Below are 26245 nucleotides of genomic sequence, written 5' to 3'. Positions count from 1 at the left end.
TGCCAAACCCACGCCATCGGCGCGATCTGGCACAGCAATTGCGTTGAACGGTGACCATGAGCACCTTCAAGCCCTTTTTCGCACCAACATGTTCCGTCGACACCGGTGTCGACACTTTTTCGGTGCATGCGTGCCCACGCAGGGGCGCCGCATGAACGCGCCGCTTGACCTGATCGTGCGCAATGCCCGCGTCGCGACCGCCAGCGACTGCTTCGACGCGGACATCGGCATCCAGGACGGCCGCATCGTGCAGCTGGGCCAGGGCCTGCGGGGCGCGGCGCGCAGCATCGACGCGGCCGGCCGCGTCGTCACCCCGGGCGGCGTCGACGCCCACTGCCATCTGGACGAGATCACCAGCGGCCCGGTGCGCATGGCGGACGACTTCGACACCGGCAGCCGCGCGGCCGCCTGCGGCGGCACCACCACGCTGATCCCGTTCGCGGCGCAGCAGCGCGGCCATTCGCTGCGCGCCGCGGTCGAGCAGTACCGCGAGCGCGCGGCCGGCAAGGCGCATGTCGACTACGCCTTCCATCTGATCGTCACCGACCCCACGCCCGCGGTGCTGCAGCAGGAGCTGCCGGCGCTGATCCGCGAAGGCTTCACCTCGTTCAAGATCTACATGACCTACGACGACATGAAGCTCGACGACGGGCAGATCCTCGACGTGCTGTCGGTGGCCAAGGCGCATGGCGCGCTGGCCATGATCCACGCCGAGAACGCCGACTGCATCCAGTGGCTCACGCGGCGCCTGCTGGCCGCGGGCCGCAGCGCGCCGCGCTTCCATGCCCAGTCCCGGCCGATGCTGGTCGAGCGCGAGGCCACGCACCGCGCGATCGCGCTGGCGGAACTGGTCGACACACCGATCCTGATCGTGCATGTGTCCGGCCGCGAGGCCATGGAGCAGATCCGCTGGGCGCGGGCGCTGGGGCTGCAGGTCTTTGCCGAGACCTGCCCGCAATACCTGTTCCTCACCGCCGACGACCTGGGCCTGGACGACAGCTACCACGGCGCGCGCTGCGTCTGCAGCCCGCCGCCGCGCGACGCCGCCAACCAGCAGGTGGTCTGGAACGGCCTCACCGAAGGCCTGTTCTCGGTGTTCTCCTCGGACCACGCGCCGTTCCGCATGGACGGCAGCCAGGGCAAGCGCCCCGAGGGCTGCGAGGTGTCGTTCGACCGCATCCCGAACGGCATTCCCGGCATCGAGACGCGCCTGCCGCTGCTGTATTCGGAAGGCGTGCTCGGCGGCCGCATCACGCTGCAGCGCTTCGTCGAACTGACCGCCACCAACCCGGCCAAGGCCTATGGCCTGCACCCGCGCAAGGGCTCGATCGCCATCGGCTGCGATGCCGACCTGGTGATCTGGCAGGAGGGCGAGCGCGTGCTGCGCAACGCCGACCTGCACCACAACGTCGACTACACGCCCTACGAGGGCCGCACCCTGCGCGCCTGGCCCGCGCTCACGCTGGCGCGCGGCCAGGTGGTGTGGGAGGGCCAGTTCCATCCTTGCCACGGCCGCGGCCAGTTGCTCGAATGCGGCCCCTCGTCCCTGGTCCCTGCGCGCCGCGCCCACTGATTCCCCTGTGCCGACCTTCCACTTCGCCCCTCAGATAGGACTTTCCATGAACCGCACCTCACGCCTTTGCCGCACCGTCGCCGCCGTCTCCGCCGCCTGCGCCCTGTGGTCTTCCGCACACGCCCAGGCCCCCGTGACCTACAAGGTGATCGGCCAGCCGGCCGCCACCGGCCTGGTCCAGAAGAACGTGGAAAAGCCCTTCTTCGATGATTTCGCGGCGCGCACCGGCCTCAACATCCAGGCCGACTACAAGCCCGTCGACCAGCTCGGCATCAAGGACACCGAACAGCTGCGCGTGATGAAGGCCGGCCTGTTCGACATCGTCTCGCTGCGCGTGTCGCAGAACTCGCGCGACGAGCCCACGCTGCTGGGCCTGGACCTGGTCGGCGCCGCGCCCGACTACGCCACCGCGCGCAAGGTCTACGACGCCTACAAGGGCGTGCTCGACACGCGCCTGCAAAAGCAGTTCCAGGTGAAGCTGCTGGGCGCCTGGCCCTTCGGCCCGCAGATCCTGTTCTGCAAGAAGCCCGTGGCCTCGCTGGCCGACCTCAAGGGCCTGAAGGTGCGCACCTACGACCAGAACCTCTCGAAGTTCATGGAAAGCGTGGGCGCCACGCCCGTGCCGCTGTCCTTCACCGAAGTGCACCAGTCGCTGTCGCTGGGCGTCGTGGATTGCGCCATCACCGGCCCCAGCTCGGCCAACAGCTCGGGCTGGCCCGAGGTCACCACGCACCAGTACGGCCTGGGCGTGCAGATGGCGGTCAATGCCTATGCCATCAGCATGAAGGCCTGGAACAAGCTCAAGCCCGAGGAACAGGCCAAGCTGCAGGCGGCGTTCACCAAGCTGACGGATGACATCTGGGCCTACTCGCAGGAGCTGACCATCGACGCGATGGACTGCAACACCGGCAAGCCGTCGTGCAAGCTGAACAAGCCCTACAAGCTGGTCGATTCGCCGCTCAAGGAAGCCGACAAGAAGACCCTCACCGACGCCGTCGCGCGCATCTCCGTGCCGACCTGGGCCGAGATCTGCGACAAGGCGAACAAGAGCTGCTCCGCCGACTGGAAGGCCACGGCCGGCAAGGTGCTCGGCATCCAGTAAACCCTGCGGGGCGGCGCGGGCCGCCCCCATCATCCCTTCCATCGAGGTCACCCCATGAAAATCACCATGGAACGCTGCCTGAGCATCATTTTCGGATTGATCTTCCTCGGACTTTCCGTGGTGGTGGCTCTCGAAACCGTGCTGCGCAAGCTTTTCAACGTCTCGCTGCAGGGCGCGGACGAGCTCGGCGGCTATGCGCTGGCCATCGGCGCCACGCTGGCTTTCACCGTGGCGCTGATCGGCCGCAGCCATGTGCGCGTGGACGTGCTGCTGGTGCGGTTTCCCAGGCGCGTGCAATCGGTACTGAACTGCATCTCGGCGGTGTGCCTGATGGGCTTTTCCGTCCTGCTGGCGGTGCTGGCCGGCTTCACGCTGCAGGACTCGCGCGAGTACCAGAGCGTGTCCCAGACACCCTGGGCCACGCCGCTGGCCTATCCGCAGGCGCTGTGGCTGCTGGCGCTGGCGATCTTTGCCGTGCTGGCCAGCTGGCAGGCGCTGAACGCGCTGCGCTGGCTCTGGCGCCGCGACTGGCAGCGCATCGACGCGATGCTCGCGCCGCGCTCCGCGCAGGACGAGGTGCAGGATGAACTCGAGGACCTGCGCGCCCGCAGCGGCGAAGGGCCGGGCGTCGCCACGCCGGGCGTCGTCACGCCGGGCGTCGCCACGCCGGGCGTCGCCACGGCCGACGCCGCCTCCTCCGCAACACCGCTGTCCGCCAAAGGAGTTTCCGCATGATTGCCGCCGTCCTGTTTGGTTTCGCCGGCATGCTGGCGATGATGCTGGTCGGCCTGCCGATCGCGGTGTCGATGGCCGTGGTCGGCATCGTCGGCGGCATCGCCGCCTATGGCCTGCCGTTCATGAACTCGATAGCGCCCGTGGTCTGGGGCGTGCACAACGACAACCTGCTGACCTCGATTCCGCTGTTCGTGCTGATGGGCGAGCTGCTGCTGCGCTCGGGCATCGCCGACCGGATGTTCGGCGCGCTGGCCGCCTGGCTGGGCCGGCTGCCCGGCGGCCTGCTGCACACCAACATCGGCTGCAGCGCGCTGTTTGCCGCGACCTCGGGTTCCTCGGTGGCGACCGCAGCGACGGTGGGCACCGTGGCCCTGCCCTCGCTGTACAAGCGCGGCTATCCGATGAGCATGTCGCTGGGCTCGATCGCCGCCGGCGGCACGCTGGGCATCCTGATCCCTCCCTCGGTGAACATGATCGTCTACGGCTCGCTGACCGATACCTCGATCGGCCAGCTGTTCATCGCCGGCCTGCTGCCCGGCCTGCTGCTGACCGGCATCTTCATGCTGTGGATCGCCGCGCACGCGCTGCTGACCGGCAACCACCGCACGGAGGACAAGGTGCCGCTGCGCCAGCGCCTGCACCTGCTCAAGGACCTGATCGCGCCGGGCGTGGTGTTCTTCGTGGTCATGGGCAGCCTCTACTCGGGCGTGGCGACCACCACCGAGTCGGCGGCGCTGGGCCTGATGTGTGCGCTGTTCTTCACCTGGCGCAGCGGCAAGCTGTCGTGGCGCCTGCTGGAGAACTGCTTCATCCAGACCGCGCGCACCAGCGGCATGATCCTGCTGGTGATGACCGCGGCCTTCATCCTGAACCTGGCCATCGGCCTGACCGGCGTGGCCGAGGCCATGACGCAGTGGGTCACCTCGTTCGGGCTGTCCACCACGGCCATGCTGCTGATCCTGGTGATCTTCTACCTGCTGCTGGGCATGTTCATGGACGTGATGAGCATGATGGTGGCGACGGTGCCGATCACCTTCCCCATCGTCAGCGCGATGGGCGTGGACCCGGTCTGGTTCGGCATCTTCATCGTGCTGATGTGCGAGCTGGGCCTGATCACGCCGCCGGTGGGCATGAACCTGTTCGTGGTGCATGGCATCCGTCCGGACCGCGGCTCGATCCGCGATGCGATCACCGGCGCCGTGCCCTACGTGCTGATCCTGCTGTGCTTCACGCTGCTGCTGATCCTTTTCCCGGCCATCGTGACCTGGCTGCCGGAGCAGTTGCGGTGAGCGCGGCGCCACGGACTCCCCTGTGGCAGGCCAGCGCCGCGGCGCTGCAGCAGGCCTTCGCCAACGGCACGGCGACGCCGCTGCAGGCGCTCGACAGCTGCCTGCAGCGCATCGCCGAAGTCCAGCCGCAGCTCAATGCCTTCGTCGCGCTGCGCACCGCCGCGGCGCGCGACGAGGCCCGGGCCAGCACGCAGCGCCATGCCGCGGGCCGGCCGCTGTCGCCGCTCGACGGCGTGCCGGTCTCCATCAAGGACAACCTGCTGACCCGCGACCTGCCGACCACCTGGGGCACGCGCGCGCTGCGGCAGTACCAGCCGGGGCACGAGGAACTGGCCGTCACGCGGCTGCGCGCCGCGGGGGCGATCATCGTCGGCAAGACCAACGTGCCCGAATTCACGCTCGAGGGCTATACCGACAACCCGCTGTTCGGCGTCACGCGCAACCCCTGGAATCCGGCGCTCACGCCCGGCGGCTCCAGCGGCGGCGCGGCCGCGAGCCTGGCCGCGGGCTGCACGCCGCTGGCACTGGGCACCGACGGCGGCGGCTCGATCCGCCGGCCGGCCGCGCATTGCGGCGTGCTGGGCCTCAAGCCGACGCTGGGCACGATTGCGCGCACCCACGGCCTGCCGACGCTGCTGCTCGACTACGAGGTCGTGGGACTGATGGCGCGCACCGTGTCCGACCTGCGCCTGCTGCTGGCCGTGGTCGAAGGCCCCGACATCGGCGATACCTCCTCCTGGGCCGCGCAGGCGCTGCGCGCGCGCGCGGATGGCGCGCATGCGCCGCTGCGCATGCTCTACGCCGCGACGCTCGACGCCGCGCCGGTCGACCCCGGCATCGCCGCCGCCTGTGCCCGGGCCGTGCGCCAGGGCTGCGCCGAACACGGCCACCGGCTGGAGCACGGCGCCCTGCCGCTCGACCTGCAGGCGCTCAACCAGGGTTGGCCCCGGGTGGCGCAGATGGGCCTGGCGCAGATGTTCGGCGCGCATCCCGAATGGGGCGCGCAGGCCTCGGAAAAATACCGCGCCATGGCGCGCCAGGGGATGGAGCGCGGCGCCGCCGAGCTCTGGCAACTGCTCGACACCACGGCGCAGCTGCGCCGCGACTGCGCGCAGATGTTCATGCAGTGGGACGTCGTCGCCATGCCCTGCACGGCGGCCCAGCCCTGGCCGGCGCGCGAAGCCTATCCCGCCGAGATCGACGGCCGGGCTGTCGGCCCGCGCGGCCATGCGGTGTTCACCGGCTGGGTCAATGCCGCGGGCCTGCCGGCGATCTCGGTGCCCGTTGGCTTCGACGCCAACGGCCTGCCGATCGGCCTGCAGCTGGTGGCCCGGCCCGGCGCCGAGCCGCTGCTGCTGCAGCTCGCGCAGCAGTTGCAGCCGCGCCCCGGCGGCGCGCCCGCATGGCCGCCGCTCTAGGCGCCAGGCCCCTGCCGCGCGGGGGCCTGGCGCTACAGCTGCACGCTGGCCTGTCCGATGCCGGCAAACGCCACCTGCACCAGATCGCCGGGCCGGGCCTGCAGCAGGCCGACCCAGGTGCCGGTGGTGACCACGGTGCCGGCGGGGATCGCCGCCACCTGCGCCGTGGCCTGGCGCAGCCAGGGCAGCAGCACGGCCGCCGGGTCGCCCAGCGAATGGCTGCCCTGGCGCTGCACCGCGGGCGCAGCGCCGCAGCGCGCCGTGCAGGCCTGGGCCTGCCAGTCCAGCCGGCGGTAGGGTTGCCAGGCGCCCAGCACCAGCGCGCTGTGCGACTGCAGGTCGGCCAGCCTGAGCAGGTCCGGCGCGTCCATCGCCTGCTGCCAGCGGCTGTCGACCAGCTCGATGGACACCGCCATGGCATCGACCAGACCATGCACCGACTCCGGCGTCAGCCGCGCCACCTGCGCGGCGGTGACCGGCTGCCCCAGCCGCAGCGCGATTTCCGCCTCCACGCCGCGCATCTGCATGGGCCAGGCGCGCGCATCGGCGGGGCTGTCCCAGATGCCGCGGTCCGGCAAGGGCGCGCAGGTCACGGGCGACCCCGCGTCCGGCGCGCCCGCCTTCCAGCGGAGCGGCACCGGCGTGGCCCACCAGTCCAATGCCCGGCCCAGCGCCCAATGCACGGCGCCGGCCTGCGCCAGCGTCTGCAGCGCGGCGGCCCCGGGCTGCAACGCATCGGCGGCCACCCCGCTGCGGTGTGCCTGCTGCAAGGCTGCGGCCACGGCGTTCACTGCTTCATCCATTTCATCACTCCAGGTTGTCATGCCTGACCCTGCTTGCAGATTGCATGCCAACCCAACACCTCCAGCCATGAGCCATCGCCTATTCAATCCGCAGATCTCCCGCTCGCCCTTGCGCTGGCCCGAAGGCCGCGGCCTGGCCATCTCCTTCGTGCTCAATATCGAGGAAGGCGCCGAACACCACCTGAGCGCGGGTGATGCCGGCAACGAAGGCGTGCACGAAGTGGTCAACGCGCTGCACGGCGTGCCCGACTTCTGCATGGAGACGCATTTCGAGTACGGCGCGCGCGCCGGCTACCCGCGCATCGCCCGGCGCTTCATCGATGCCGGCCTGCCGCTCACGCTCAATGTCTGCGGCCGCGCGCTGGGCATGACGCCCTGGGTCGCGCGCGATGCGCTCGCGCACCACTCGGAGCTGTGCGGCCATGGCTGGCGCTGGGAGTCGCCCGCGCATTTCAGCGCCCCAGAGGAGCGCGCCGACATCGCCCGCACCTGCGCGGCCATCCGCGCGCACTGGGGCCGCGCGCCCGCAGGCTGGCACTGCAAGTCCTCGGCCTCGGCGCACACGCGCACGCTGCTGCAGGAGCTCGGTTTTGCCTATGACAGCAACGACTACGGCGGCGAGGTGCCGCGCCTGGAGGCGACGCCCGCGGGCGCGCCCTATGTGGTGCTGCCGTATGCGTTCGACACCAACGACATGCGCTTCTACCAGCAGGGCGGTTTCGTGCATGCCGAGGACTTCGCGCGCTACACCGCCGCGGCCGTGGACTGCCTGCTCGAGGAAGCCCGGCACGCGCCGCGCCTGCTGACCATCGGCCTGCACACGCGCATCCTGGGGCGTCCCGCGCGCATCGGCGCGCTCGATCAGATCCTGGCCCACATCGGCCGCCGGCAGGAGGAGACCGCAGCGATCTGGGTCGCCACGCGCGAAGCGATTGCCATGCATTGGCGCGAACTGCACCGACACGCCGCGCCGGCGCAATGAGCGCCGGGGCGCGCCCGCGCTTCAGCGCGTTCCTGCCTCCGGCGTCCAGCCATAGCCCAGCGCCTCGAAGACCGGCGCATGCGCCTGTCCAATGGCCTGCGCCAGCTCCTGCGGCATCAGCTTTTGCCAGTGGCCGGGCGCGCCTTTCCAGAAATGGTTGTTCGACGAGGTCGGCCGCAGCTTTTCCAGGGTCAGCTCCGGCAGCACCTCTTCGAACGGCTTCAACGGCGGGCCATGGCGCTCCGTCACGGCTGCGAGCGCCGTGGCGGGATCGCGCACCAGCTCCTCATAGCGCACCTGCAAGCCGCCGGACTGGTTCCACCACTGCGGCGTGACCGACAGCAGCGTGGCCGCACGCGGGCCGGTGGCATAGGCATGGAATTCCGGGCTATCCACGGCCTTGCCTTTGATGGTGTCCTCATTGCCTTCCCGGCCGGACAGCCAGCTCCCGGTGTCCGGTTCATGCGTGGAAAACTGGTGGATGGACAAAAGCACATCGAGTGGATGGCGCGCGATCGTCAGCGCATCGAACCCGGACTCGGCCAGCGTGGCCAGGAATTGCGGCGTGCGGTCCCAGTGCAACTGCACGATGCAGCGGTCGGGCAGCTGCTTCCAGTCCAGCGCATCGGGCGTGTGCACCGCGTGCTGCTCGAGTTGATAGAGGTTTGCGAGCATCAGCCGCAACCAGGTGTTTCCCGAGCGCGGCGTGCTGGTCAGCAACAGCTTCATGCAAGTCTCCCGTTTGTTTTAGTAAGAAAAAACCGTTCATCTATAAAAAAACCCCGCGGATCGGGTCCTGCGGGGTTCCTGGGCGGCATGCCGGGCATGCCGGGCATGACGCGGTGGCGCGGTATCAGACGTTGCATACCATTGGCATATTTTATGAAATATGAACACATTAGAAGCTAAGAAAAATAACAACTTAGCCGAAATAATGTGTCAATGTTTGGAGTCCTCAATATAGACACATGATGGCTCGAAGTGTTCATCGATTGGAGGCTAGTCGGCCCCTTGAATCGCCCCACATTGAAGCGCCGTCCTCCAACGCTGTTGGCGCCGATTCAAAATTGAGCCACCGTGCCGATTGAATTTTGAGCCAGGGCTAATGGCCAACCTGTGAAGGTCGGCTGTGGATAAGTGTAGTGCCTTGGGTCGGTTTTGGTCTCCTTGGTGATCGAGCTCGGTGGTCGTCCGTTGAGGGCAAGCCGCGCAGGGCGAAGCCCGTAGCGGCTTGCCCTTGAACCGCTCAGAACGGCTCAGCCTTCTTGGCCTGTTCGCGTGCCTTGATGCGTTTCTTGGCCACGGCTGTGCTGTGCATGAACCTGTGGGACTCGTTGCCCGTCTCGACGATGTGGCAGTGGTGCGTGAGTCGATCCAGCAGTGCCGTGGTCATCTTGGCGTCGCCGAACACGCTGGACCATTCCTTGAAGTCCAGGTTGGTGGTGATCATCACGCTGGTCTGCTCGTAGAGCTTGCTCAGCAGGTGGAACAGCAAGGCGCCGCCTGCCTGGCTGAAGGGCAGGTAGCCCAGCTCATCAAGGATGACCAGGTCCATGCGCTGCAAGCTCGCTGCGATGCGGCCTGCCTTGCCTTGGGCCTTCTCCTGCTCCAGTGCGTTGACCAGATCCACCGTGGAGTAAAACCGCACGCGTGAGCCATGGCGCGTGATGCCCGCCACGCCGATGGCCGTGGCCAGATGCGTCTTGCCCGTGCCGGGGCCACCCACTAGCACCACGTTGTGCGCCTGCTCGGTGAACGCCATGCTGGCCAACTGCTCGATGAGCTTTTTGTCCACGGGCGAGCATTCGAAGTCGAAGCCCGCCAGGTCGCGGTGCACGGGGAACTTCGCCGTGTGCATCTGGTAGCTCACTGAGCGCATGGCCCTGTCCGTGACTTCCGCTTGCAGCAGGTGCTCCAGCAGCCAGCGCGAGCTCTCCAGCGTGGCGTGGCCGCCTTGCTTGACCAGGTCCTCCCAGGCCCCGGCCATGCCGTACAGGCGCAGCTCTTTGAACTCCTTGTCCAGCTCACGCATGATCGGCCTCCTGCATGTCGCTGCCAGCGCGCAGGCTGTCATAGCGCGCCGTGTCGGCCAGGGGTGTCTGGCTCACTTGCAGGTTGGTCGCAACCGTCTCGGGCAGGGGCTGCGCTTGCAGGCGGCCGAGCACGTTGATGAAGTGCTCGGTGCTCACCCGCCCCGATGGCGGCGCACTCTCCAGGGCCAACTCCACCGCCACCAGCACGGCGTCCAGCCCTTGCTTGGGCACCTCGGCCAGTACCTGCGCCATCACCCTGTCGCCCCCCTCCTGGTGCAGCAAGCCTTTGCGCATGCGCTGCAATGGCTCGGGCAGGTCTGCAAAGGGCGCGCCGTTGCGCAGCGCGCCCGGCTTGCGCTCGATCAGCGGCACGTAATGCTGCCAGTCGTAGCGGGTCTGGTTGCGATCGCTCAGGCGCTCGTGCGTGGCCACCATAGCATCGCCGGCCACCACCACGATCTGCGCCGGGTACAGGTGTGTGCTGACCATTTGCCCCGCCCATTCGCAGGGCACCGAGTAGCGGTTGCGCGCCACCGTCACCAGGCAGGTGCTGCTCACCTTGGCCGGGTTCTCAACATAGCCATCAAAGGCCACCGGCATCGGCATCAGGTGGCTTTGCTCCAGCTCCAGCATCTCGGCGATGCTGAACGCTTTGTGCTGCGGGTGGCGCAGCTCTCGCCACAGAGCCCGGCAGCGCTCGCCCAGCCACGCATTGAGCTCGGTAAAGCTGCCAAAGCGCCGTTGCCCCGCCTCCACCCAGATGCGACGGCGGCTGTCTTGCACATCCTTCTCCACGCGCCCCTTCTCCCAGCCGCTGGCACGGTTGCAAAAATCAGGGTCGAACAGATAGTGCGCGCACATGGCTGCAAAGCGCGCATTGACCACGCGGCCTTTGCCCTTCTTGACTTTGTCGACCGCCGTCTTCATGTTGTCGTAGATGCCACGGCGTGCCACGCCACCCAGCGCTGCAAAGCTGCGGGTGTGCGCATCGAACAGCATCTCGTGGCCTTGGCTGGGGTAGGCCACCAGCCAGAAGGCCCCACTGGCACACAGCTTCATGTGCGAGACCTGCATGCGGTAGTACACCCCGCCCACCAGCAAGCCGTCTTCGCTCCAGTCGAACTGGAAGGCCTCGCCAAGCTCGAAGGTCAATGGCACGAAGGCCTTGCAGGCCGCCTGTTGGCCTTCACCTTGGCGCCACTTGCGGATGAAGTCCGTCACCCGCGTGTAGCCACCTTCGTAGCCCGCTGCCTTGATCTGCGTGAACAAGGCCTTGGCCGTGCGCCGCTCCTTCTTGGGCCGCTTGGCATCGGCCTTCAAGGCTTGCTTGAGCTCCGCCTCGTGCGCCGACAGCTTGGTCGCCTTCGCCGCCTCCCGGCGGTACTTGGGCTCGACCGGCTGCGCCTCGTCCAGCCACTTGGCCACCGTGTTGCGCGACAGACCCGTGGCCCTCGATATCTCCCGCTTCGTCTTCTTGTCCCGGCGATGCATCCGCCGTATCTTGCCAATCATGTCCATGGTGATCACCCTCTTCATTCCCTTGCTGCACAAAACAGCAGGGTAGGTAAAACACCTGGCTCAGTTTTAGGTCGGCATCACACCAAAAAGTGGCTCAGTTTTCGGTCGGCGTCAACACTGGATTGGCAGCAGCACCAGAATGATGAATACAAGTGCTTTGCGCTCGTAACTAATGGTAGCAGCCTCAATGGCCAGGACCAATGAATCTGCCGAGTTCGCGCGCCTTCTTGGCCTGCGCTGGCACAGTTGGCAATGCACAGTCATACAACCATACCTGGGATCGAGAGCAGCACCTCTCGCAAGTAGTCCACGAAGGTGCTGATGAGCCATGGTCCGGCAATGAGCAGCACGACGATGGCGGCCACCAATTTGGGGATGAACGACAGCGTGTTTTCATTGATTTGCGTCACCGCCTGGAAGGTGCTAACGATCAGGCCCACCAGCAACACTACGAGCAGGATAGGCGCGGCGGTCATCAGCAACATGTGCAGTGCCGCCTGCGCAATGGTCAGGACTTGTTGCGAACTCATAAGGGGGTCCTCAAAGAAGGAGCCATAGGGAAATGTTCGGACGAGTGCCGCTGCGAACTAGCGGCGCGGTCCGGCACCTCACTGCGCATCGAGTCACGACGGGACGTTTGATGGTTTACCGCCTGCGCGCGGACTGCCGCGCACAGGGGCAGTCACGCGAAGGCTTCGTGCAGAAAGGGATATTTGGGGGGCCACCGCACACTGGTGGCAGACGCGCGCCGAGGACGCGTATTCAGGCCAGCGCCATCGGGGGACGCAGCAGGCCGTCCAGTGAGGGCGGCGAATAGCGTGGTGCCTGCTCAGGAATTAGGTCCGCCCGAGGCACGCTCGGAACTCCGAGCGCCAATGTCAGGATCAGCCCCGCAAGCATCAGCCCCTCATCTGTATGCAGATGAGAGGCTGATGCGTTTTCATGCATGAACCGGTCTTCATTAGCTTGGTGCGCCACGTGTGTGAAAACTACCAGGTGCTCAAACTGGTCGGCGCGGGGTGCTCCTGCAAAGGGATTGACCATGCTAATTGCCTGCCAGAGAAGGGCAAGCACGAGCATGGCCGATTGCACGCGGTGGGACATGACGCCGGATTCTAGGCTAGCCACACGCGAACCGACACACAGTGCGCAGCACTTTACAAATCTGTCAAAAACGTAATCTTGCAGTCACTGCCTCGATGGTGCGCGATTTTTAGACTTCTCTCCGTGGTGCAAAAAAAGCATCTCCCGGTTGCCAAGAGGCAGCCGGTGCAACAGGAGATTCTCATGAAAGTTCGCAACGCACTCATCATTGTTGGCCTGGCCACCGTCGCTACCGCTTCGTTCGCCGGGTCGGCGTATCACGCCAGCCCAGTGCAGGAGCAGGGAGCAGTTTTTACTCCCGACCATCTGGGCAACACCGTGAGCCGGGAGTCAGTTCGCAACGCTGTGCTCGTAGCGCAGCAAGACGGCTCGCTCCAATGGATCAGCCGTGGCTATCCCGCCACCTATCCGCTCGTGAAGGCTCCTGCCCTGAGCAAGACCCGCGAGCAGGTCAGGCAAGAACTGGAGTACTCACGCAAGAACCCCGTTACCGCTGACGGTATGCGCGACATGGGCGGCGAAGCTGGATGGGTCAACGCCCGACAGTTGCCCTAACACCATCCAATCAATCTCATTCATTCAAAGGAACCACCATGAACTTCAAGACCGCACTGCTGATCCTCTCGTTGGGCGCCGCACCCGCATTCGCTGCCGACCAGTCGGCACCTCTGACCCGTGAACAGGTTCGCGCAGAACTCTCGCAGGCGATGCGTAGCGGCGAGATGTTGTCCCGCGGCGAGGCAAGCATGACGTTGCGCGAAATCAATCCGCGTGCTTACCCAGCCCCCGCAGCCACTGTTTCAAAGACACGCTCGCAAGTGGCTCAGGAACTGAACCAGGCGATGCGGACAGGAGAAATTCTGGCCGCCGGTGAGTCCGGTGCCAAGCTCAACGAAATTGCACCCGGCAGCTATCCATCGCAGGCAGTGACCGCACAGGCCAAGACGCGAGACGAGGTTCGCCACGAACTGGAGGAAGCCATCGTCCACGGCGAGATGATGGCAAACGGCGAAGACGGCCGCTCGGTCAAGGAAGTATTTCCTGGCCTCTACCGTGGTAGCCACACTGACGTTGCCACTGAGCGTGGCTTCACGGGCCACTCCCAAAGTCTTTAAGGCGCTGACTGGCTCCGTTCTTTGACGCAGGCAGTCGAGAAGACTGGCTGCCATGCTAGAATAAAAAAATGAGTCGCTGGGTCGTCGCTTTGATGCTCGCATTGCTACCGCTCCAGTTTAGCTGGGCAGCGGTAGCTACGTATTGCCAGCATGAGCGATTTACGTCCGCCTCTACCGTGCAGCATGTAGGTCACCACGAACACCAGCATGATTCAGGTGCCTCTGGCGGCAAAACCAAAGCAGGCGAAAAGAACCTCGATAAGTTCGACCCCGATTGCCGCTCATGCCATGGCCTTGGACTCGGTGCAGTCCACGTGCCAGTTGCCAAAATGCCTGCCAATCGCGGCAGCGGCATGAATGCTCCGGTCTTGTCACCGTTAGCTGGCATCAGCCCCATCCCGCCCGATCGCCCTCAGTGGCCCTCCCTCGCCTAGTCGGCGGGGCTTCTTACTCGATCCATTTTTCATCCGCCTTCGATAAGGCGGTATCGCCGCGCGCGCCGTGGCCGAAATGGACTTGAACAGCCAGGCATCTTTGTCGGTGCCGTACCGCCGATTTCCTCGTGTTTCAAGGTCACTGGAGAATCGGATGTTCAAGGGAATTCATATTTCAAATGGCCTGGTCGCTGCGCCCGGCCGGAAGAATTTTGCGGTCACAACGATCGTTGCAGCCACGTTGTTTGCGGCTGGATCAATCGCGCTCGCCCAGGGCGTGTCTTCGGGCGCCGTGGGAAGCCAGCCGGTAGTTGTTCACAGCGCCTCGGCATCGTCCGCTGCTCCGATGTCGTTGGCCAGGGCCATCGACTTGGCGCTGGAGGGAAATGCAGACGTTGCTGCGGCCACGCGTCAGGTTGAGGCGACGGAAGGGCAAGTCATTCAAGGACGCGCGCGCCCAAACCCAGATTTCGCGTACTCGCTCGAAGACACACGCTCGAAAACGCGCACGCAAAGCTGGCAGCTCAACCTTCCGATCGAACTTGGCGGGAAGCGTGCTGCACGGACTAAAGCCGCGCAAAGTGCTCGGGAGCAAGCACAAGCTCAGCTCACCGAGGTGAAATCCACGGTACGCGCCAGCGTGGTTGCCGCTTACTTTGACGCACTGACTGCCCGAGAGCGGCTGGCACTGGCAAAGGACAGCGCAACGCTTGCCAAGTCATCCACTGACACCGTTGCGAAGCGTGTCGCGGCTGGCAAGGTCTCCCCGGTCGAGGAGACAAAGGCACGCGTTGCTGAAGCTGGAATACGCGTGGAGCTGACGCAGGCGGCGAGCGAAGAGCGCAATGCGCTGACCCGCCTCTATGCATTGTTGGGCCGCAGCACCGCGGTCACTCTCCAGCTGGAAGGCGATGCCGAGAGCATTCCAACCGTTCCTGATCTTGCTGCGCTGCAATCATTGGTCGCGTCATCACCAGCCGTTGTTGTCGCCAAGGCTGAAGTGGATCGGCGCAAAGCTTTGACCGAGGTGGAACAAAGCAAGCGCGTGCCGGACGTGACTGTGAGCGCAGGTATGCAGCGGAGCAACGAGACACAGCGCAACATGCTCCTGCTCGGAGTGTCGGTACCTCTACAGGTATTCGACCGCAACCAAGGCAACCTGCTGGAGGCCCTGAAGCTTGAAGACAAAGCCAGGGACGAGCTGCAAGGCACCACCGTGCGGCTGCACAGCGAGGTGACCCAAGCCCATGATCGACTGTCAACGATCAGTACCGAAGTGCAGGTGCTGCAGAGTGACGTGCTTCCCGGTTCCAAGTCAGCCTACGACGCGGCAACCATTGGGTTCGAGAACGGCAAATTCAATTTTCTCGAAGTTCTAGACGCACAACGCACGTACTTCACTGCCAAGTCGCAATACCTCAAGGCGTTGGCCGAGGCCCATCGAGCAGCCGCGGAGATCGACCGCCTGCTGGGCAACCCGACGCCCAATGCACCGACCAACCAGCAAAACTGAGATCGACCATGAACTCCATCAAATCAAGCATCAGCAAGAAGCATCTGATCGCCATCGCCGTCGTCATCGCGATGGGCGTTGGTGCTGGCGCCCTCATTCTGCAGGGTGGCAAGACGAAGGCAGCAGCCAGTGAGGGAGATGGCCACGGCCACGGCACACACACTGAAGCCAAGGGGCACGGAGACGGCGAGCACCATGGCAAAGCGGATGGCAAAGGCCACGACGACGACAAAGGTCATGCCGACGGGGAGCATCACGAGAAAAGTGAGTCGAAGGGTGCGAACGGCGGCAGCCTCTTCAAGGAAGGCGACTTCGGGCTGGAAGCCCTGCTCGCAGAAGACGGCGGCGAGCCACGCCTTCGCGTCTGGATGTTCGACAAGGAAAAGCCACTGCCCCAGAGCGCCGCCACTGTCGCCGCAACAATTACCCGGCCGACGGGGGAAAAGCAGACGCTCTCATTCATTCAGGAAAAGGCTGGATGGGTGAGCCGCGAGAACGTGGCAGAACCGCATGTGTTTGACATTGAGATCATTGCGCAAAAGGGCAATGAGCCTTTCCTTTTCGTGATGAGCAAGGAAGAAGGCAAGGTCGAGCTGACAGATGCCCAGATTAAGGCGTCAGCTATCAGCATTGACTCGGCATCCCCTGCGAGCATCAAGTCTGCGCTGCTGCTGCCCGGCGAGATCCGTCTCAACGAAGATCGCACTTCGCACGTGGTCCCGCGCCTTGCAGGCGTGGTGGAAAGCGTCAACGCCAGCTTGGGCCAGGTTGTCAAGAAGGGGCAGGTGCTGGCCGCTATCGCAAGTCCCACAGCATCGGAGCAACGCAGCGAGCTGCAGACGGTCCAAAAGCGCATGGCGTTGGCAAAGACGACCTACGAGCGGGAGAAAAAGCTCTGGGAGCAGAAGGTTTCGGCAGAGCAGGACTACCTGCAAGCTAAACAGGCTCTCAGCGAAGCCGAAGTGGCCGTCGCAAACGCTAACCAGAAGCTGGGTGCACTGGGCCTTTCGTCCTCATCCGCCTCTGGTTTGAACCGGATTGAACTGCGTGCGCCCTTTGATGGGATCGTCATCGAGAAACATCTGAGCCTTGGTGAAGCCGTCAAGGAAGACGCTGCTGTGTTCACGATTTCGGACCTGAGCCAAGTTTGGGCTGAGATCAACGTGCCAGCCAAAGATTTGCCTCAGGTGCGAGTTGGCGAGAAAGTCACTATCAAGGCCACCGCTTTCGACGCTTCAGCGACGGGCACAGTGGCCTTCGTGGGCGCGCTCATAGGCGAGCAAACCCGAACCGCCAAAGCGCGGGTGGTACTGGATAACCCCAAGGGGGCATGGCGGCCAGGTCTGTTCGTGAACGTCGAGGTCGTGGCTGATGAAGCCACAGTGCCCGTGACGATCGCTGCAGACGCGGTCCAGACGGTTGGAGAAAAGCCGGTTGTCTTCCTCAAGGTCAATGGAGGCTTCATTGCCCAACCAGTGCAACTGGGGCGCAGCGACGGCAAACGGATCGAGGTCCTGCAAGGCATCAAGCCTGGAACGCCTTATGCAGCGTCCGGCAGCTTCGTAGTGAAGTCCGAACTGGGCAAGGCGTCCGCCGAGCACACGCACTGATCACGGAGCCTTACACATGTTTGAAAAACTGATTCGATTCTCGATCGAGCAGCGGTGGCTGGTGCTGCTAGCCGCCCTTGCAATGGGCGCCTTAGGTGTCTTCAACTACCAGAAGCTTCCCATCGACGCCGTCCCGGACATCACCAACGTCCAGGTCCAAATCAACACTCAAGCAGCTGGTTACTCGCCGCTTGAGACTGAGCAGCGCGTGACCTACCCCATCGAGACAGTCATGGCGGGCCTGCCCAATCTTGAGCAGACAAGGTCATTGTCTCGCTATGGACTTTCCCAGGTCACCGTGATCTTCAAGGACGGCACGGACATCTACTTCGCGCGCCAACTGGTGAATGAACGCATCCAGGAGGCCCGAGATAAGTTGCCGGCAGGCATTACCCCTGCGCTGGGACCGATCTCGACCGGCCTCGGAGAAATCTACCTGTGGACGGTTGAAACCAAGGATGGCGCCAAGAAGCCAGACGGCAACCCCTACACCCCGACAGACTTGCGTGAGATTCAGGACTGGATCATCAAGCCGCAATTGCGCAATGTGCCTGGCGTCACCGAAATCAACTCCATCGGCGGCTTTGCGAAGGAGTACCAGATTGCGCCAGTCCCCGAGCGCCTGGCCTCGCTCGGCGTGACGCTGCAAGACATCGTCACTGCTTTAGATCGCAACAACGGCAATGTTGGCGCCGGCTACATCGAGAAGCGCGGCGAACAGTACCTGGTTCGCGCACCTGGCCAAGTCAAGTCAATGGAAGACATAGGCAATGTGATCCTGAGCAGCGCCAACGGTGTGCCTGTGCGTGTGCGGGATGTCGCCGACGTATCCATCGGCCGGGAACTGCGCACTGGCGCCGCCACGGACAACGGCCGTGAAGTCGTGCTCGGTACAGTCTTCATGCTTATCGGCGAAAACAGCCGTACTGTGTCTCAAGCTGTAGACAAGAAGATGGTGGAGATCAACCGCAACCTACCCGAAGGCGTGCACGCGGTCACGGTCTACGACCGGACTGTCCTGGTGGACAAGGCCATCAGTACGGTGAAGAAGAACCTCATGGAAGGCGCGATCTTGGTGATCGTGATCCTCTTCCTGTTCCTGGGCAACATCCGGGCTGCGGTGATCACGGCAACGGTGATTCCGCTGTCGATGCTTTTCACGTTCACCGGGATGGTGAACTACAAGGTAAGTGCCAACCTGATGAGCCTTGGAGCGCTGGACTTCGGCATCATCATTGACGGAGCGGTTGTGATCGTCGAGAACTGCGTTCGCCGCCTGGCGCATGCACAAGCGCATCACGGTCGGCCGCTGACCCGAGCCGAGCGCTTCCATGAAGTGTTTTTGGCATCCAAAGAATCACGCCGCGCCCTGCTGTTCGGTCAGCTCATCATCATGGTGGTGTATCTGCCGATCTTCGCCCTCACAGGTGTTGAAGGAAAGATGTTCCACCCGATGGCGTTTACCGTGGTGGCAGCGCTTGTCGGCGCAATGATCCTGTCGGTAACGTTCATCCCCGCCGCAGTCGCGCTGTTCATCGGCAACCGGGTCAGCGAGAAGGAGAACTTCCTGCTCGGTCATGCGAAGCGAATCTATGCGCCCCTGCTGGATCGAGTCATGTCCGCCAAGGCCTTGGTGCTCTCCATTGCCGCGGTGGCCGTAGTGCTCTGCGGATTGATCGCGACCCGAATGGGCAGCGAGTTCGTTCCCCAGCTCAATGAAGGCGACCTCGCCATCCAGGCGCTGCGCATCCCCGGTACCAGCCTCTCGCAATCTATCGCCATGCAGCGTCAGATCGAAGGGACGCTGAAAGAGAAGTTCCCTGAGATAGACCGGGTATTTGCCAGAACCGGGACTGCAGAAATTGCCTCGGACCCGATGCCGCCGAACATCTCGGACGGATACATCATGCTCAAACCCATGGACCAGTGGCCCGAGCCGCGAAAGACCCGCGACGAACTGCTTACCGCGATCCAGGAAGTGGTTGGCAAGATCCCTGGCAACAACTACGAATTCTCTCAGCCGATCCAATTGCGCTTCAACGAGCTTATTTCCGGTGTGCGCAGCGACGTTGCGGTCAAGATCTTTGGGGACGACATGGACGTCCTGAACAAGTCTGCAGAAGAGATCTCGTCGATGCTGCAGAAGATCCAAGGGGCATCGGAGGTGAAGGTGGAGCAGACAACCGGGCTGCCGATGCTCACCGTGAATATCGACCGCCAGAAGGCTGCTCGCTATGGCCTGAATGTGGCCGACATCCAGGACACCGTGGCCACAGCCATTGGTGGACGTGAAGCGGGAACGATGTTCGAGGGTGATCGGCGATTCGACATCCTGGTGCGCCTGCCCGAAGCGATCCGCAATGATATGGAAGGCATGAAGCGACTGCCTATCCCGCTGCCTCGCTCAGCGGGTACCGCCGAAGCACGGACCAATTTCATCCCGCTTGCCGAGGTCGCTTCTTTTGAACTCGCCCCTGGCCCCAATCAAGTCAGCCGCGAGAACGGAAAGCGCCGCATAGTGGTCAGCGCCAACGTGCGTGGCCGCGACGTGGGATCTTTCGTTGCGGAGGCAGAGCAAGGCCTGGCTCAGATCAAGATACCAACGGGCTACTGGACGAGCTGGGGCGGAACATTCGAAAACCTGCAATCTGCCTCCAAGCGTTTGCAGATTGTGGTGCCCGTCTCACTGCTGCTGGTCTTCGTTCTGTTGTTCGCAATGTTTGGAAATGCCAAGGACGGGCTGCTGGTCTTCACCGGAATTCCATTCGCGCTAACTGGTGGCATCTTGGCACTATGGCTTCGCGACATACCCATGTCGATCTCTGCGGCCGTTGGCTTCATCGCGCTTTCAGGCGTTGCTGTTCTTAACGGGCTTGTGATGATTTCATACATCCGGACGTTGAGAGAGGAAGGCGTTCCGCTGGACGATGCCATCCGCGATGGAGCGTTGACACGTCTGCGACCTGTGCTTATGACCGCTCTCGTGGCGTCTCTGGGCTTCATTCCAATGGCCATTGCAACAGGCACCGGCGCTGAGGTTCAACGCCCACTAGCAACCGTGGTTATTGGCGGCATTCTTTCCTCCACTCTGCTCACTCTGTTGGTGCTGCCAATCCTCTATCGACTGGCTCACAAGCCCGACGAGAAGGACGAAGACGTGTCGGCAGAGCCCGTGCACTCTGTTCCCTCCGCCCACTGACAAGTGGGCCTTCGGGCTCCGCAAATTGCGGGGCCCATTTTTTTCTTTCACTTACTCAGGAAACACCATGAAAGCAATGCATATCCTTCTCGCGCTGGCCTTGTCCATTTCTGGAACTGCGATGGCCGCGGACAACCATGACGCAAAACCAATGCACGGAGGCATCGTTTCACAGGCAAAAGACATCCACTACGAACTGGTGACCAGCGCAGCCAAGTTGCAGCTTTACGTACGGGATCATGGCAAGCCTGCCGACGTTTCCGGAATGACTGCGAAGATAACGCTTTTGACAGGCTCAGAAAAGCAGGACGTCGAGTTGCTGCCGGTGGATGGAAAGCTGGAGGCGTCGGGAAGCTTCAAGCTTGCCGCAGGCACAAAAGCCGTCGCAGTAGTCTCGAAAGGCGGCAAGTCCGTCGCATCGGTCCGCTTCGCTTTGAAGTAATCCAATTGCGATGAGCCGTCATCGTTGCAATTGCCCCTGGCGATGCACCTCGTCGCACAGGGTCCAGGTGTGGTCAGCACGTTGAACGGTTTCAAAGATGGGTTACGGACTCGCCGCAAAGCTTTTTTGGATCTGGATCAGCCTGATCGTGACAGTGATCACATTCTGGCGGGTCCGCCACATGTGGCTAAAACGGCATCCAGAACGGGACAAGGGCCTCAAGTACAGCCAGCGCTTGGCCAAGCGGCTCAGAGATCGTAGGGTGCTGCAGTTGCAATCCCGGCAGGGAAAGAACATCGATAGGCGCCGCCGCCATTGATGCTGAGATAGTGGTAGTGCAAATGCTTTTTAAATAAGCGAAAACATAGGATGTACCGGTATGAGTGCCTCACACGAACATGCATTACCAACAACTGGGAATGAGCGACGGCTTTGGATCGCTCTTGGGCTGACGGCGTCTTTCATGATCGCCGAGGTTGTTGCGGGGATTCTCACCAACAGCCTCGCGCTTATTTCCGATGCGGCACACATGCTGACCGACGCGGCCGCTTTGGCTATCGCCCTTGCTGCAGTACAAATCGGCAAGAGGAAGGCAGACTCTCTCCGGACTTTCGGTTACTACCGATTTGAGATTTTGGCGGCAGCTTTCAACTGCCTGATGTTGTTTGGGGTTGCGATCTATATCCTGATAGAGGCTTACTCTCGCTTTAAGAATCCACCGGAGGTACAGACCGGCGCGATGATGCTGGTCGCAATCCTGGGCCTGGTCGTAAATCTGATCAGCATGAAGTTGCTGCAGAGCGGCAAGGATGCAAGCCTCAACGTTAAAGGTGCCTACCTCGAGGTCTGGAGCGACATGCTTGGCTCACTGGGTGTGATCATCGGAGCGATCATCATCCGTTACACGGGCTGGACGACGGTAGACGCAATCATCGCCGTGCTGATTGGACTGTGGGTCTTGCCGCGCACGTGGGTTCTTCTTAAGGAAAGCTTGAACATCCTGCTGGAGGGTGTGCCAAATGGGATGGACATTGCCGAGGTCAGGAACAGCATCGCCAAAGTAAGCGGCGTGACGTCGGTTCACGACCTGCACATCTGGGCCCTGACCAGTGGCAAACCCAGCCTCACGGCACATGTCGTGCACGACCCTTCGTCCACTCCTGAGATCGTGCGGGAAGCCATCAATGCGATTCTTGCTGACAGGTTCGCAGTTTTTCATACGACCCTACAGATGGAGTCGGTTTCCTGTCGTCTGGCGGATGAGATGGACACCTTTACGGCGCCGGCAAAGCACGTTGGTAGACAAGCAGAAGGCCATGCATAGCGCAAGGCGAATCTGACGACGCACTATCGTGAAGCTTGGCCAAGAAACGAGGACACTGATGTCGAAACCAGAAGGATTTGGCAACGAGCCAGATGAACTTTCGGACGATGGCGACTTGACGGACATGCTGGGGGAGCTTCGGGTTCTATTGCCGACCGCGCAGCTACTTTCTGCTTTCCTGATAACTGTGCCATTTACCCCCGGCTTCAGTGCAATCGCCAACGCGGAGAAATGGGTCTTCCTTGCGACGTTTGTTCTGGCTGTTGTCGGCTTGGTACTTCTGAGTGCGCCGGCTGTGCAGCATCGCTTGATTCGGCCGTTGCTTGATCGACCTCGATTCAAGTCGCTTGCTTCCCGCCAGATTCTGGTGGGAGCGGTCGCGCTCGCGAGCGCTCTCGTTTCCGGCGCGCAGCTTGTACTGTCCACAATATTTGGACATGTGGTCGGGAGCTTGGCAGCTGCGCTGGTCGCCGGGTTGATATTTCTCCTATGGTGGTGGCTGCCGCGTCGATGGAAGCAATCCGGAAAACTGTAGATCACCATGCGATCTTGCAACTTGCAGTGCCGCTAGATGCGCCGAGGTGATCTCCATGGTTTGATACAGCGGGCGCAAGTTCCTGAACGTGGCACCAATTGTTGGCGCTGCTGACTCGGCCGTTGGCTGAGGCGTAGAGGAAACGGGCGAGCACCGTCTCAAACTGCTTTGCGTGAAGCAGGGCTCGCCGGCCTGCTGGCGCAGCTGCAGCGTAAGCGCGCGGCGATCCCATCTTGACCGACAGCTTTGGATAGCCGCGAGCACCCGCTTTGGGCGCCCAAATCTGACTTTGCACAGGCTTACTTGAGTGACCGCATTGCAGCGGTTGAACGAGTAAGTGGCAACAACCCCAAACTATGCCGAAAACACGGCACGTTGTTAATCGGCAAGTGCACCGCGCAACCAGGGGTCGACGGTACCGCCCCGGCCGTCGAACGACTCGACGAGATAGTCCATGAAAGCACGCGTGCGTGCCGGCACGTATTTGCGGGTGGGCATGGCGGCATACAAGGTGGTGGTGAGCATGTGCCATCCGGGGCGCACGCGCTCCAGTGCTTTGCCGCGCAGTGCGTCGGCCACCACAAACGATGGGAGCCCGGTAATGCCCATGCCCGCCAAAGCCGCTGCAAACATGGCCAAGGCCCAGTCCACCGACACGTCGGGGCTGCGGCCCGTCTCGCGGGCAAAGATGCGCTCGAAGGAACGCTGCGAGGCGGCCCGGCTGGCCGGATCGCTGGGTTCGAAGAACATCGTCGTGTACTGCTCCAGCGTTGCAGGCCCCTGTGCTGCCAAGTCGTAAAAGAGTTGCTCGCCCGCCTTGACGAGTTTGCCGGGCGGTGTTGTCGAGATCAGGACTGCATGGCTGACGCTGGCGCCGAACATGGCGACATAGATCTGCGCCACGATGCCGCCGAAGGACCAGCCGCCGATGACCACATCCTTGAGGCGCAGGCCATCGATCAGATCTTTGGCATCCTTGACCAGCGCGCTGGGGTTGTAGGAGCGTTCACCGGTCGACAGGCCCATACCGGAATGGTCGAACGTGATGACCTGAAAGCCCTGCGCAGCAAGCGCGTCGATGAACGCCGGGTCCCACAGGTCAAGCACGCCCCGAAAGCGGTGGGCCAGCACGATCGGCTTGCCCTTGCCGACGCTGCGGTAGGCCAGCTTGCGGCCACCGCTTTCAACGAACAGCGTGTCGGCGTATCCTGCGCCTGCAGCCTTCGCAACCGCTGGCACAGCAATGGCCAACACGGCAAGGACCCCGGCGCCGCCCAGGAGGGCATGTCGGCGGGACGCTGCGGGGAAGCCGACTGCAGAAGCGTCGGGACGAGTGGATGAGATGGCAGGCATGGGTACTCCTTGGTGGTGGTGCACCTCACTGTGCCGGTACTGGCGGATGCGCGCACTCGCTGAAAGCGCCGATCAGCCAACCAAACGCGCCAGTTCTTCGTGCCCGTTGGCGACTTGCGCGGACGCCTCGTTGCTGAACCCTGCCTCGAAAAGATTTGAAGGACATCACCGGGCCAGCTTGATCGGCGAACTGTTGCCTCACCGCTGGAGAGCGCAGAAGTATGAGACGCAGGCCGCCATTGCGTCTCCGGTACTATGGCCGCTGTCGGTCGAGGCTGTGTGGAAACGCTCACCGAGCATACGTGCCAGCCCCATCCCGCAGCACCGAGCCGCATTTTCCACCAGCGCTTCGGTCGAGCCGTTTCTGGCGCACCTGGACCTTTTGACGCGTTCCTGACGCCTTTCTCGGCCTTTAAAAAATGCCATAAAGGCCTCAAGCCTTCGCCATCCGCATCGCCTTCATCATCTGCACGATACCCATCACGCCCATCACCCTCTTGAGGTTGTAGGCCAGGACATGCAGGCTCATCTCGGTGCCCACGTGCTTGAGGGTCTTCATCAGGAAGTGCGTTGAGCCCATCCAGTGCTTGAGCGTTCCGAAGACATGCTCCACGGTGGACCTGCGCAATGTCATCGCCTCGGGGTTGCTGTCCAGCCGTTGCTGAACGCGCTCCAGCACTTCTTCGTGTTCCCATCGCCGGATACGTCGGTATTTGCTGGTCGTGCATTGCTCGCGCAGCGGGCAGTGCGGACAGGCACTTGACCAATAGATGCTCAGGCTCAGGCCTTTCTCGATCGTTTTGAACCGATGGATCGCACGCTCACCTGCCGGGCACTGATACTCGTCATCCTTGGCGATGTAGATGAAGTCGCCTTTGTCGAAGCGCCCCTCGGCTTTCGCGTTGGATGTCATCGGCTTGGGCACGAAGGTCGTGATGCCAGCGTCCTCGCAGGCCTTGAGCTGCGGGCCACTGAAGTAGCCTCGGTCGGCGAAGGCTTGCAGGTTTTCGCTTCCCATGGCCTGGTCTGCGGCACAGGCCATGCTGTGCAGTTGTGCCCGGTCATTGCCGACGTTCGTGACCTCGTGCGCGACGATCAGGTGGTGCCTGGCATCGACAGCGGTCTGCACGTTGTAGCCCACCAGACCCGATCCCTTGGCCTGGGTGGCCATCGAACGTGCATCGGGGTCGGTGAGGGAGACCTGGCCATCCGGCAGGCTCTTCAATTGCTCCTTGAGCCCATCGAGTTGCCGCATCTGTTCGCGCAGCTTTTGAAGCTTCTCCTGCAGCCGTTCTGTCTTGGCTTCGACCTCAGCGGGCTGCGTGCGGTCTGCGGTCTCCAGCGCGTCCAGGTAACGCTGGATGCTCTGCTCGATCTGCTGCTGACGGGCCTCGATCTTGCCGGTCGTGAAGTTGCGGTCACGGCTGTTGACGGCCTTGAACTTGCTGCCGTCGATGGCCACGATGGCCTGCGAGAAGAGGTTCAACTGTCGGCACATGGCGATGAAGCGCTTGCAGACGTTGCGGATGCCGGTGCCATTGCTTCGACGGAAGTCCGCAATGGTCTTGAAGTCCGGCGCAAGGCGCCCGGTCAGCCACATCAGCTCGACATTGCGCTGGGCTTCGCGCTCCAGCCGGCGGCTGGACTGGATGCGGTTCAAGTACCCGTAGATGTAGAGCTTGAGCAGCACGGCTGGGTGGTACGCAGGCCGGCCAGTGACTGCCGGATTGATCCCATCGAAACCGAGTGCACGAAGATCCAGCTCTTCGACAAACACATCGACAACGCGCACCGGGTTGTCCTCTGCGATGTAGTCGTCCAGGCACTCCGGTAGCATGGTGACCTGTTGTCGGTCTTCGCCTTCGATGAATCGCTTCATGGGGCACCTCGCTTGAATCGGGTGCCGCTATTTTAGTTTTAGGTAACGGCTGCGGGTCGTGTTTTCACACAGCCTCGGCCAAAAGCAGACCGTCGCACCAGCGGCGAATCTGCCAACAGCCACCTCCACAGCGCATGCATAATCCGGCTTGAGCTCATAAGCTCATCGCGTTGCGCAATGCGCGCGGCCATCACTTAGCTCCAAAGGCTGAGTGAGGTTGAATCGCCCCGGCTGAACTAGACACCTTTGAATCGCCCCGGTTTCCGCGGAGGCTGTTTGGTTTA

The 26245-nt window shown here is 63.0% G+C and carries 22 protein-coding genes; 14 read left to right on the top strand and 8 right to left on the bottom strand.

All coding sequences use genetic code 11. The annotated features are described in order from the left end of the window. The first annotated feature begins 151 nt into the window (after window positions 1-151). From hydA to HUK68_RS02965, 5 genes are read left to right on the top strand one after another with little or no spacing between them, the layout of a single operon-like run. Window positions 152-1573, top strand: coding sequence for a dihydropyrimidinase (gene hydA, locus HUK68_RS02985; protein ID WP_175502848.1), 1422 nt, complete (start codon window positions 152-154; stop codon window positions 1571-1573). Between the two features lie 46 nt (window positions 1574-1619). Next, window positions 1620-2675: a TRAP transporter substrate-binding protein gene (locus HUK68_RS02980; protein WP_175502847.1), complete on the top strand. Its 1056-nt coding sequence runs from the start codon at window positions 1620-1622 to the stop codon at window positions 2673-2675. Between the two features lie 54 nt (window positions 2676-2729). Continuing rightward, window positions 2730-3410 carry a TRAP transporter small permease subunit gene (locus HUK68_RS02975; RefSeq protein WP_175502846.1) on the top strand — a complete coding sequence of 227 codons (681 nt, stop codon included), beginning with the start codon at window positions 2730-2732 and terminating at the stop codon, window positions 3408-3410. Then, window positions 3407-4699, top strand: coding sequence for a TRAP transporter large permease (locus HUK68_RS02970; RefSeq protein WP_175502845.1), 1293 nt, complete (start codon window positions 3407-3409; stop codon window positions 4697-4699). Before HUK68_RS02975 ends, HUK68_RS02970 begins: the two co-directional genes overlap by 4 nt. Beyond that, the gene (locus tag HUK68_RS02965) at window positions 4696-6117 is read left to right on the top strand and encodes an amidase (protein ID WP_244146237.1); all 1422 of its coding nucleotides are present in this window, start codon (window positions 4696-4698) and stop codon (window positions 6115-6117) included. The genes HUK68_RS02970 and HUK68_RS02965 overlap by 4 nt, the downstream gene beginning before the upstream one ends. Before the next feature lie 32 nt (window positions 6118-6149). Here the strand turns inward: HUK68_RS02965 and HUK68_RS02960 are convergent, their stop codons facing one another. Continuing rightward, window positions 6150-6920, bottom strand: a complete 771-nt coding sequence (locus tag HUK68_RS02960) for a fumarylacetoacetate hydrolase family protein (protein ID WP_244146236.1) — start codon at window positions 6918-6920, stop codon at window positions 6150-6152. 67 nt (window positions 6921-6987) lie between these two features. Here HUK68_RS02960 and HUK68_RS02955 point away from each other — a divergent pair, with 67 nt between their 5' ends. Then, window positions 6988-7902: a polysaccharide deacetylase family protein gene (locus HUK68_RS02955; protein ID WP_175502843.1), complete on the top strand. Its 915-nt coding sequence runs from the start codon at window positions 6988-6990 to the stop codon at window positions 7900-7902. A gap of 21 nt (window positions 7903-7923) precedes the next feature. On the opposite strand, the gene HUK68_RS02950 is transcribed toward HUK68_RS02955, so the two are convergent. The 5 genes from HUK68_RS02950 to HUK68_RS02930 form a co-directional block, all read right to left on the bottom strand. Beyond that, window positions 7924-8631, bottom strand: coding sequence for a sulfotransferase domain-containing protein (locus HUK68_RS02950; protein ID WP_175502842.1), 708 nt, complete (start codon window positions 8629-8631; stop codon window positions 7924-7926). A 517-nt stretch (window positions 8632-9148) separates the two neighbouring features. Beyond that, the gene (istB, locus tag HUK68_RS02945; protein ID WP_024815605.1) at window positions 9149-9934 is read right to left on the bottom strand and encodes an IS21-like element helper ATPase IstB; all 786 of its coding nucleotides are present in this window, start codon (window positions 9932-9934) and stop codon (window positions 9149-9151) included. Beyond that, window positions 9927-11453: an IS21 family transposase gene (istA, locus tag HUK68_RS02940; protein ID WP_175502841.1), complete on the bottom strand. Its 1527-nt coding sequence runs from the start codon at window positions 11451-11453 to the stop codon at window positions 9927-9929. The genes istB and istA overlap by 8 nt, the downstream gene beginning before the upstream one ends. A gap of 260 nt (window positions 11454-11713) precedes the next feature. Next, on the bottom strand, window positions 11714-11983 hold the full coding sequence (fliQ, locus tag HUK68_RS02935; RefSeq protein ID WP_087743463.1) for a flagellar biosynthesis protein FliQ: 270 nt from the start codon (window positions 11981-11983) through the stop codon (window positions 11714-11716). Window positions 11984-12215: 232 nt separating this feature from the next. Beyond that, window positions 12216-12557 carry a hypothetical protein gene (locus HUK68_RS02930; protein WP_143218418.1) on the bottom strand — a complete coding sequence of 114 codons (342 nt, stop codon included), beginning with the start codon at window positions 12555-12557 and terminating at the stop codon, window positions 12216-12218. A gap of 183 nt (window positions 12558-12740) precedes the next feature. Between HUK68_RS02930 and HUK68_RS02925 the strand changes: the two genes are divergently transcribed. The 8 genes from HUK68_RS02925 to HUK68_RS02890 all read left to right on the top strand — a co-directional run bounded on the left by HUK68_RS02925 (window position 12741) and on the right by HUK68_RS02890 (window position 22729). Beyond that, window positions 12741-13112: a hypothetical protein gene (locus tag HUK68_RS02925; protein ID WP_087748137.1), complete on the top strand. Its 372-nt coding sequence runs from the start codon at window positions 12741-12743 to the stop codon at window positions 13110-13112. Between the two features lie 38 nt (window positions 13113-13150). Then, on the top strand, window positions 13151-13672 hold the full coding sequence (locus HUK68_RS02920) for a DUF4148 domain-containing protein (protein ID WP_157667093.1): 522 nt from the start codon (window positions 13151-13153) through the stop codon (window positions 13670-13672). A 588-nt stretch (window positions 13673-14260) separates the two neighbouring features. Continuing rightward, a complete protein-coding gene (locus HUK68_RS02915) occupies window positions 14261-15619 on the top strand; it encodes a TolC family protein (RefSeq protein WP_175502840.1) in 1359 nt (452 codons plus the stop codon). 8 nt (window positions 15620-15627) lie between these two features. Continuing rightward, a complete protein-coding gene (locus HUK68_RS02910) occupies window positions 15628-17229 on the top strand; it encodes an efflux RND transporter periplasmic adaptor subunit (protein ID WP_087743473.1) in 1602 nt (533 codons plus the stop codon). Between the two features lie 16 nt (window positions 17230-17245). Beyond that, window positions 17246-20428 carry a CusA/CzcA family heavy metal efflux RND transporter gene (locus tag HUK68_RS02905; protein WP_087743475.1) on the top strand — a complete coding sequence of 1061 codons (3183 nt, stop codon included), beginning with the start codon at window positions 17246-17248 and terminating at the stop codon, window positions 20426-20428. Window positions 20429-20495: 67 nt separating this feature from the next. Beyond that, window positions 20496-20870, top strand: a complete 375-nt coding sequence (locus tag HUK68_RS02900) for a hypothetical protein (protein ID WP_087743476.1) — start codon at window positions 20496-20498, stop codon at window positions 20868-20870. A 379-nt stretch (window positions 20871-21249) separates the two neighbouring features. After that, window positions 21250-22194 (top strand): cation diffusion facilitator family transporter, encoded by a 945-nt coding sequence (locus HUK68_RS02895; protein WP_087743477.1) that lies wholly within the window; start codon window positions 21250-21252, stop codon window positions 22192-22194. 58 nt (window positions 22195-22252) lie between these two features. Next, window positions 22253-22729: a DUF6328 family protein gene (locus HUK68_RS02890; RefSeq protein ID WP_087743479.1), complete on the top strand. Its 477-nt coding sequence runs from the start codon at window positions 22253-22255 to the stop codon at window positions 22727-22729. A gap of 378 nt (window positions 22730-23107) precedes the next feature. Here the strand turns inward: HUK68_RS02890 and HUK68_RS02885 are convergent, their stop codons facing one another. Both HUK68_RS02885 and HUK68_RS02880 read right to left on the bottom strand, forming a co-directional pair. Continuing rightward, window positions 23108-24082: an alpha/beta fold hydrolase gene (locus HUK68_RS02885; protein ID WP_175502839.1), complete on the bottom strand. Its 975-nt coding sequence runs from the start codon at window positions 24080-24082 to the stop codon at window positions 23108-23110. 433 nt (window positions 24083-24515) lie between these two features. Then, window positions 24516-25961: an IS1182 family transposase gene (locus HUK68_RS02880; RefSeq protein ID WP_175502838.1), complete on the bottom strand. Its 1446-nt coding sequence runs from the start codon at window positions 25959-25961 to the stop codon at window positions 24516-24518. Between the last annotated feature and the right edge of the window lie 284 nt (window positions 25962-26245).

Source organism: Comamonas antarctica (assembly GCF_013363755.1).
In the GTDB taxonomy this organism is placed as follows: Bacteria; Pseudomonadota; Gammaproteobacteria; order Burkholderiales; family Burkholderiaceae_C; genus Comamonas; species Comamonas antarctica.
Note: the sequence above shows the minus strand (reverse complement) of the source record. Positions and strands in the feature narration are given on the sequence as shown.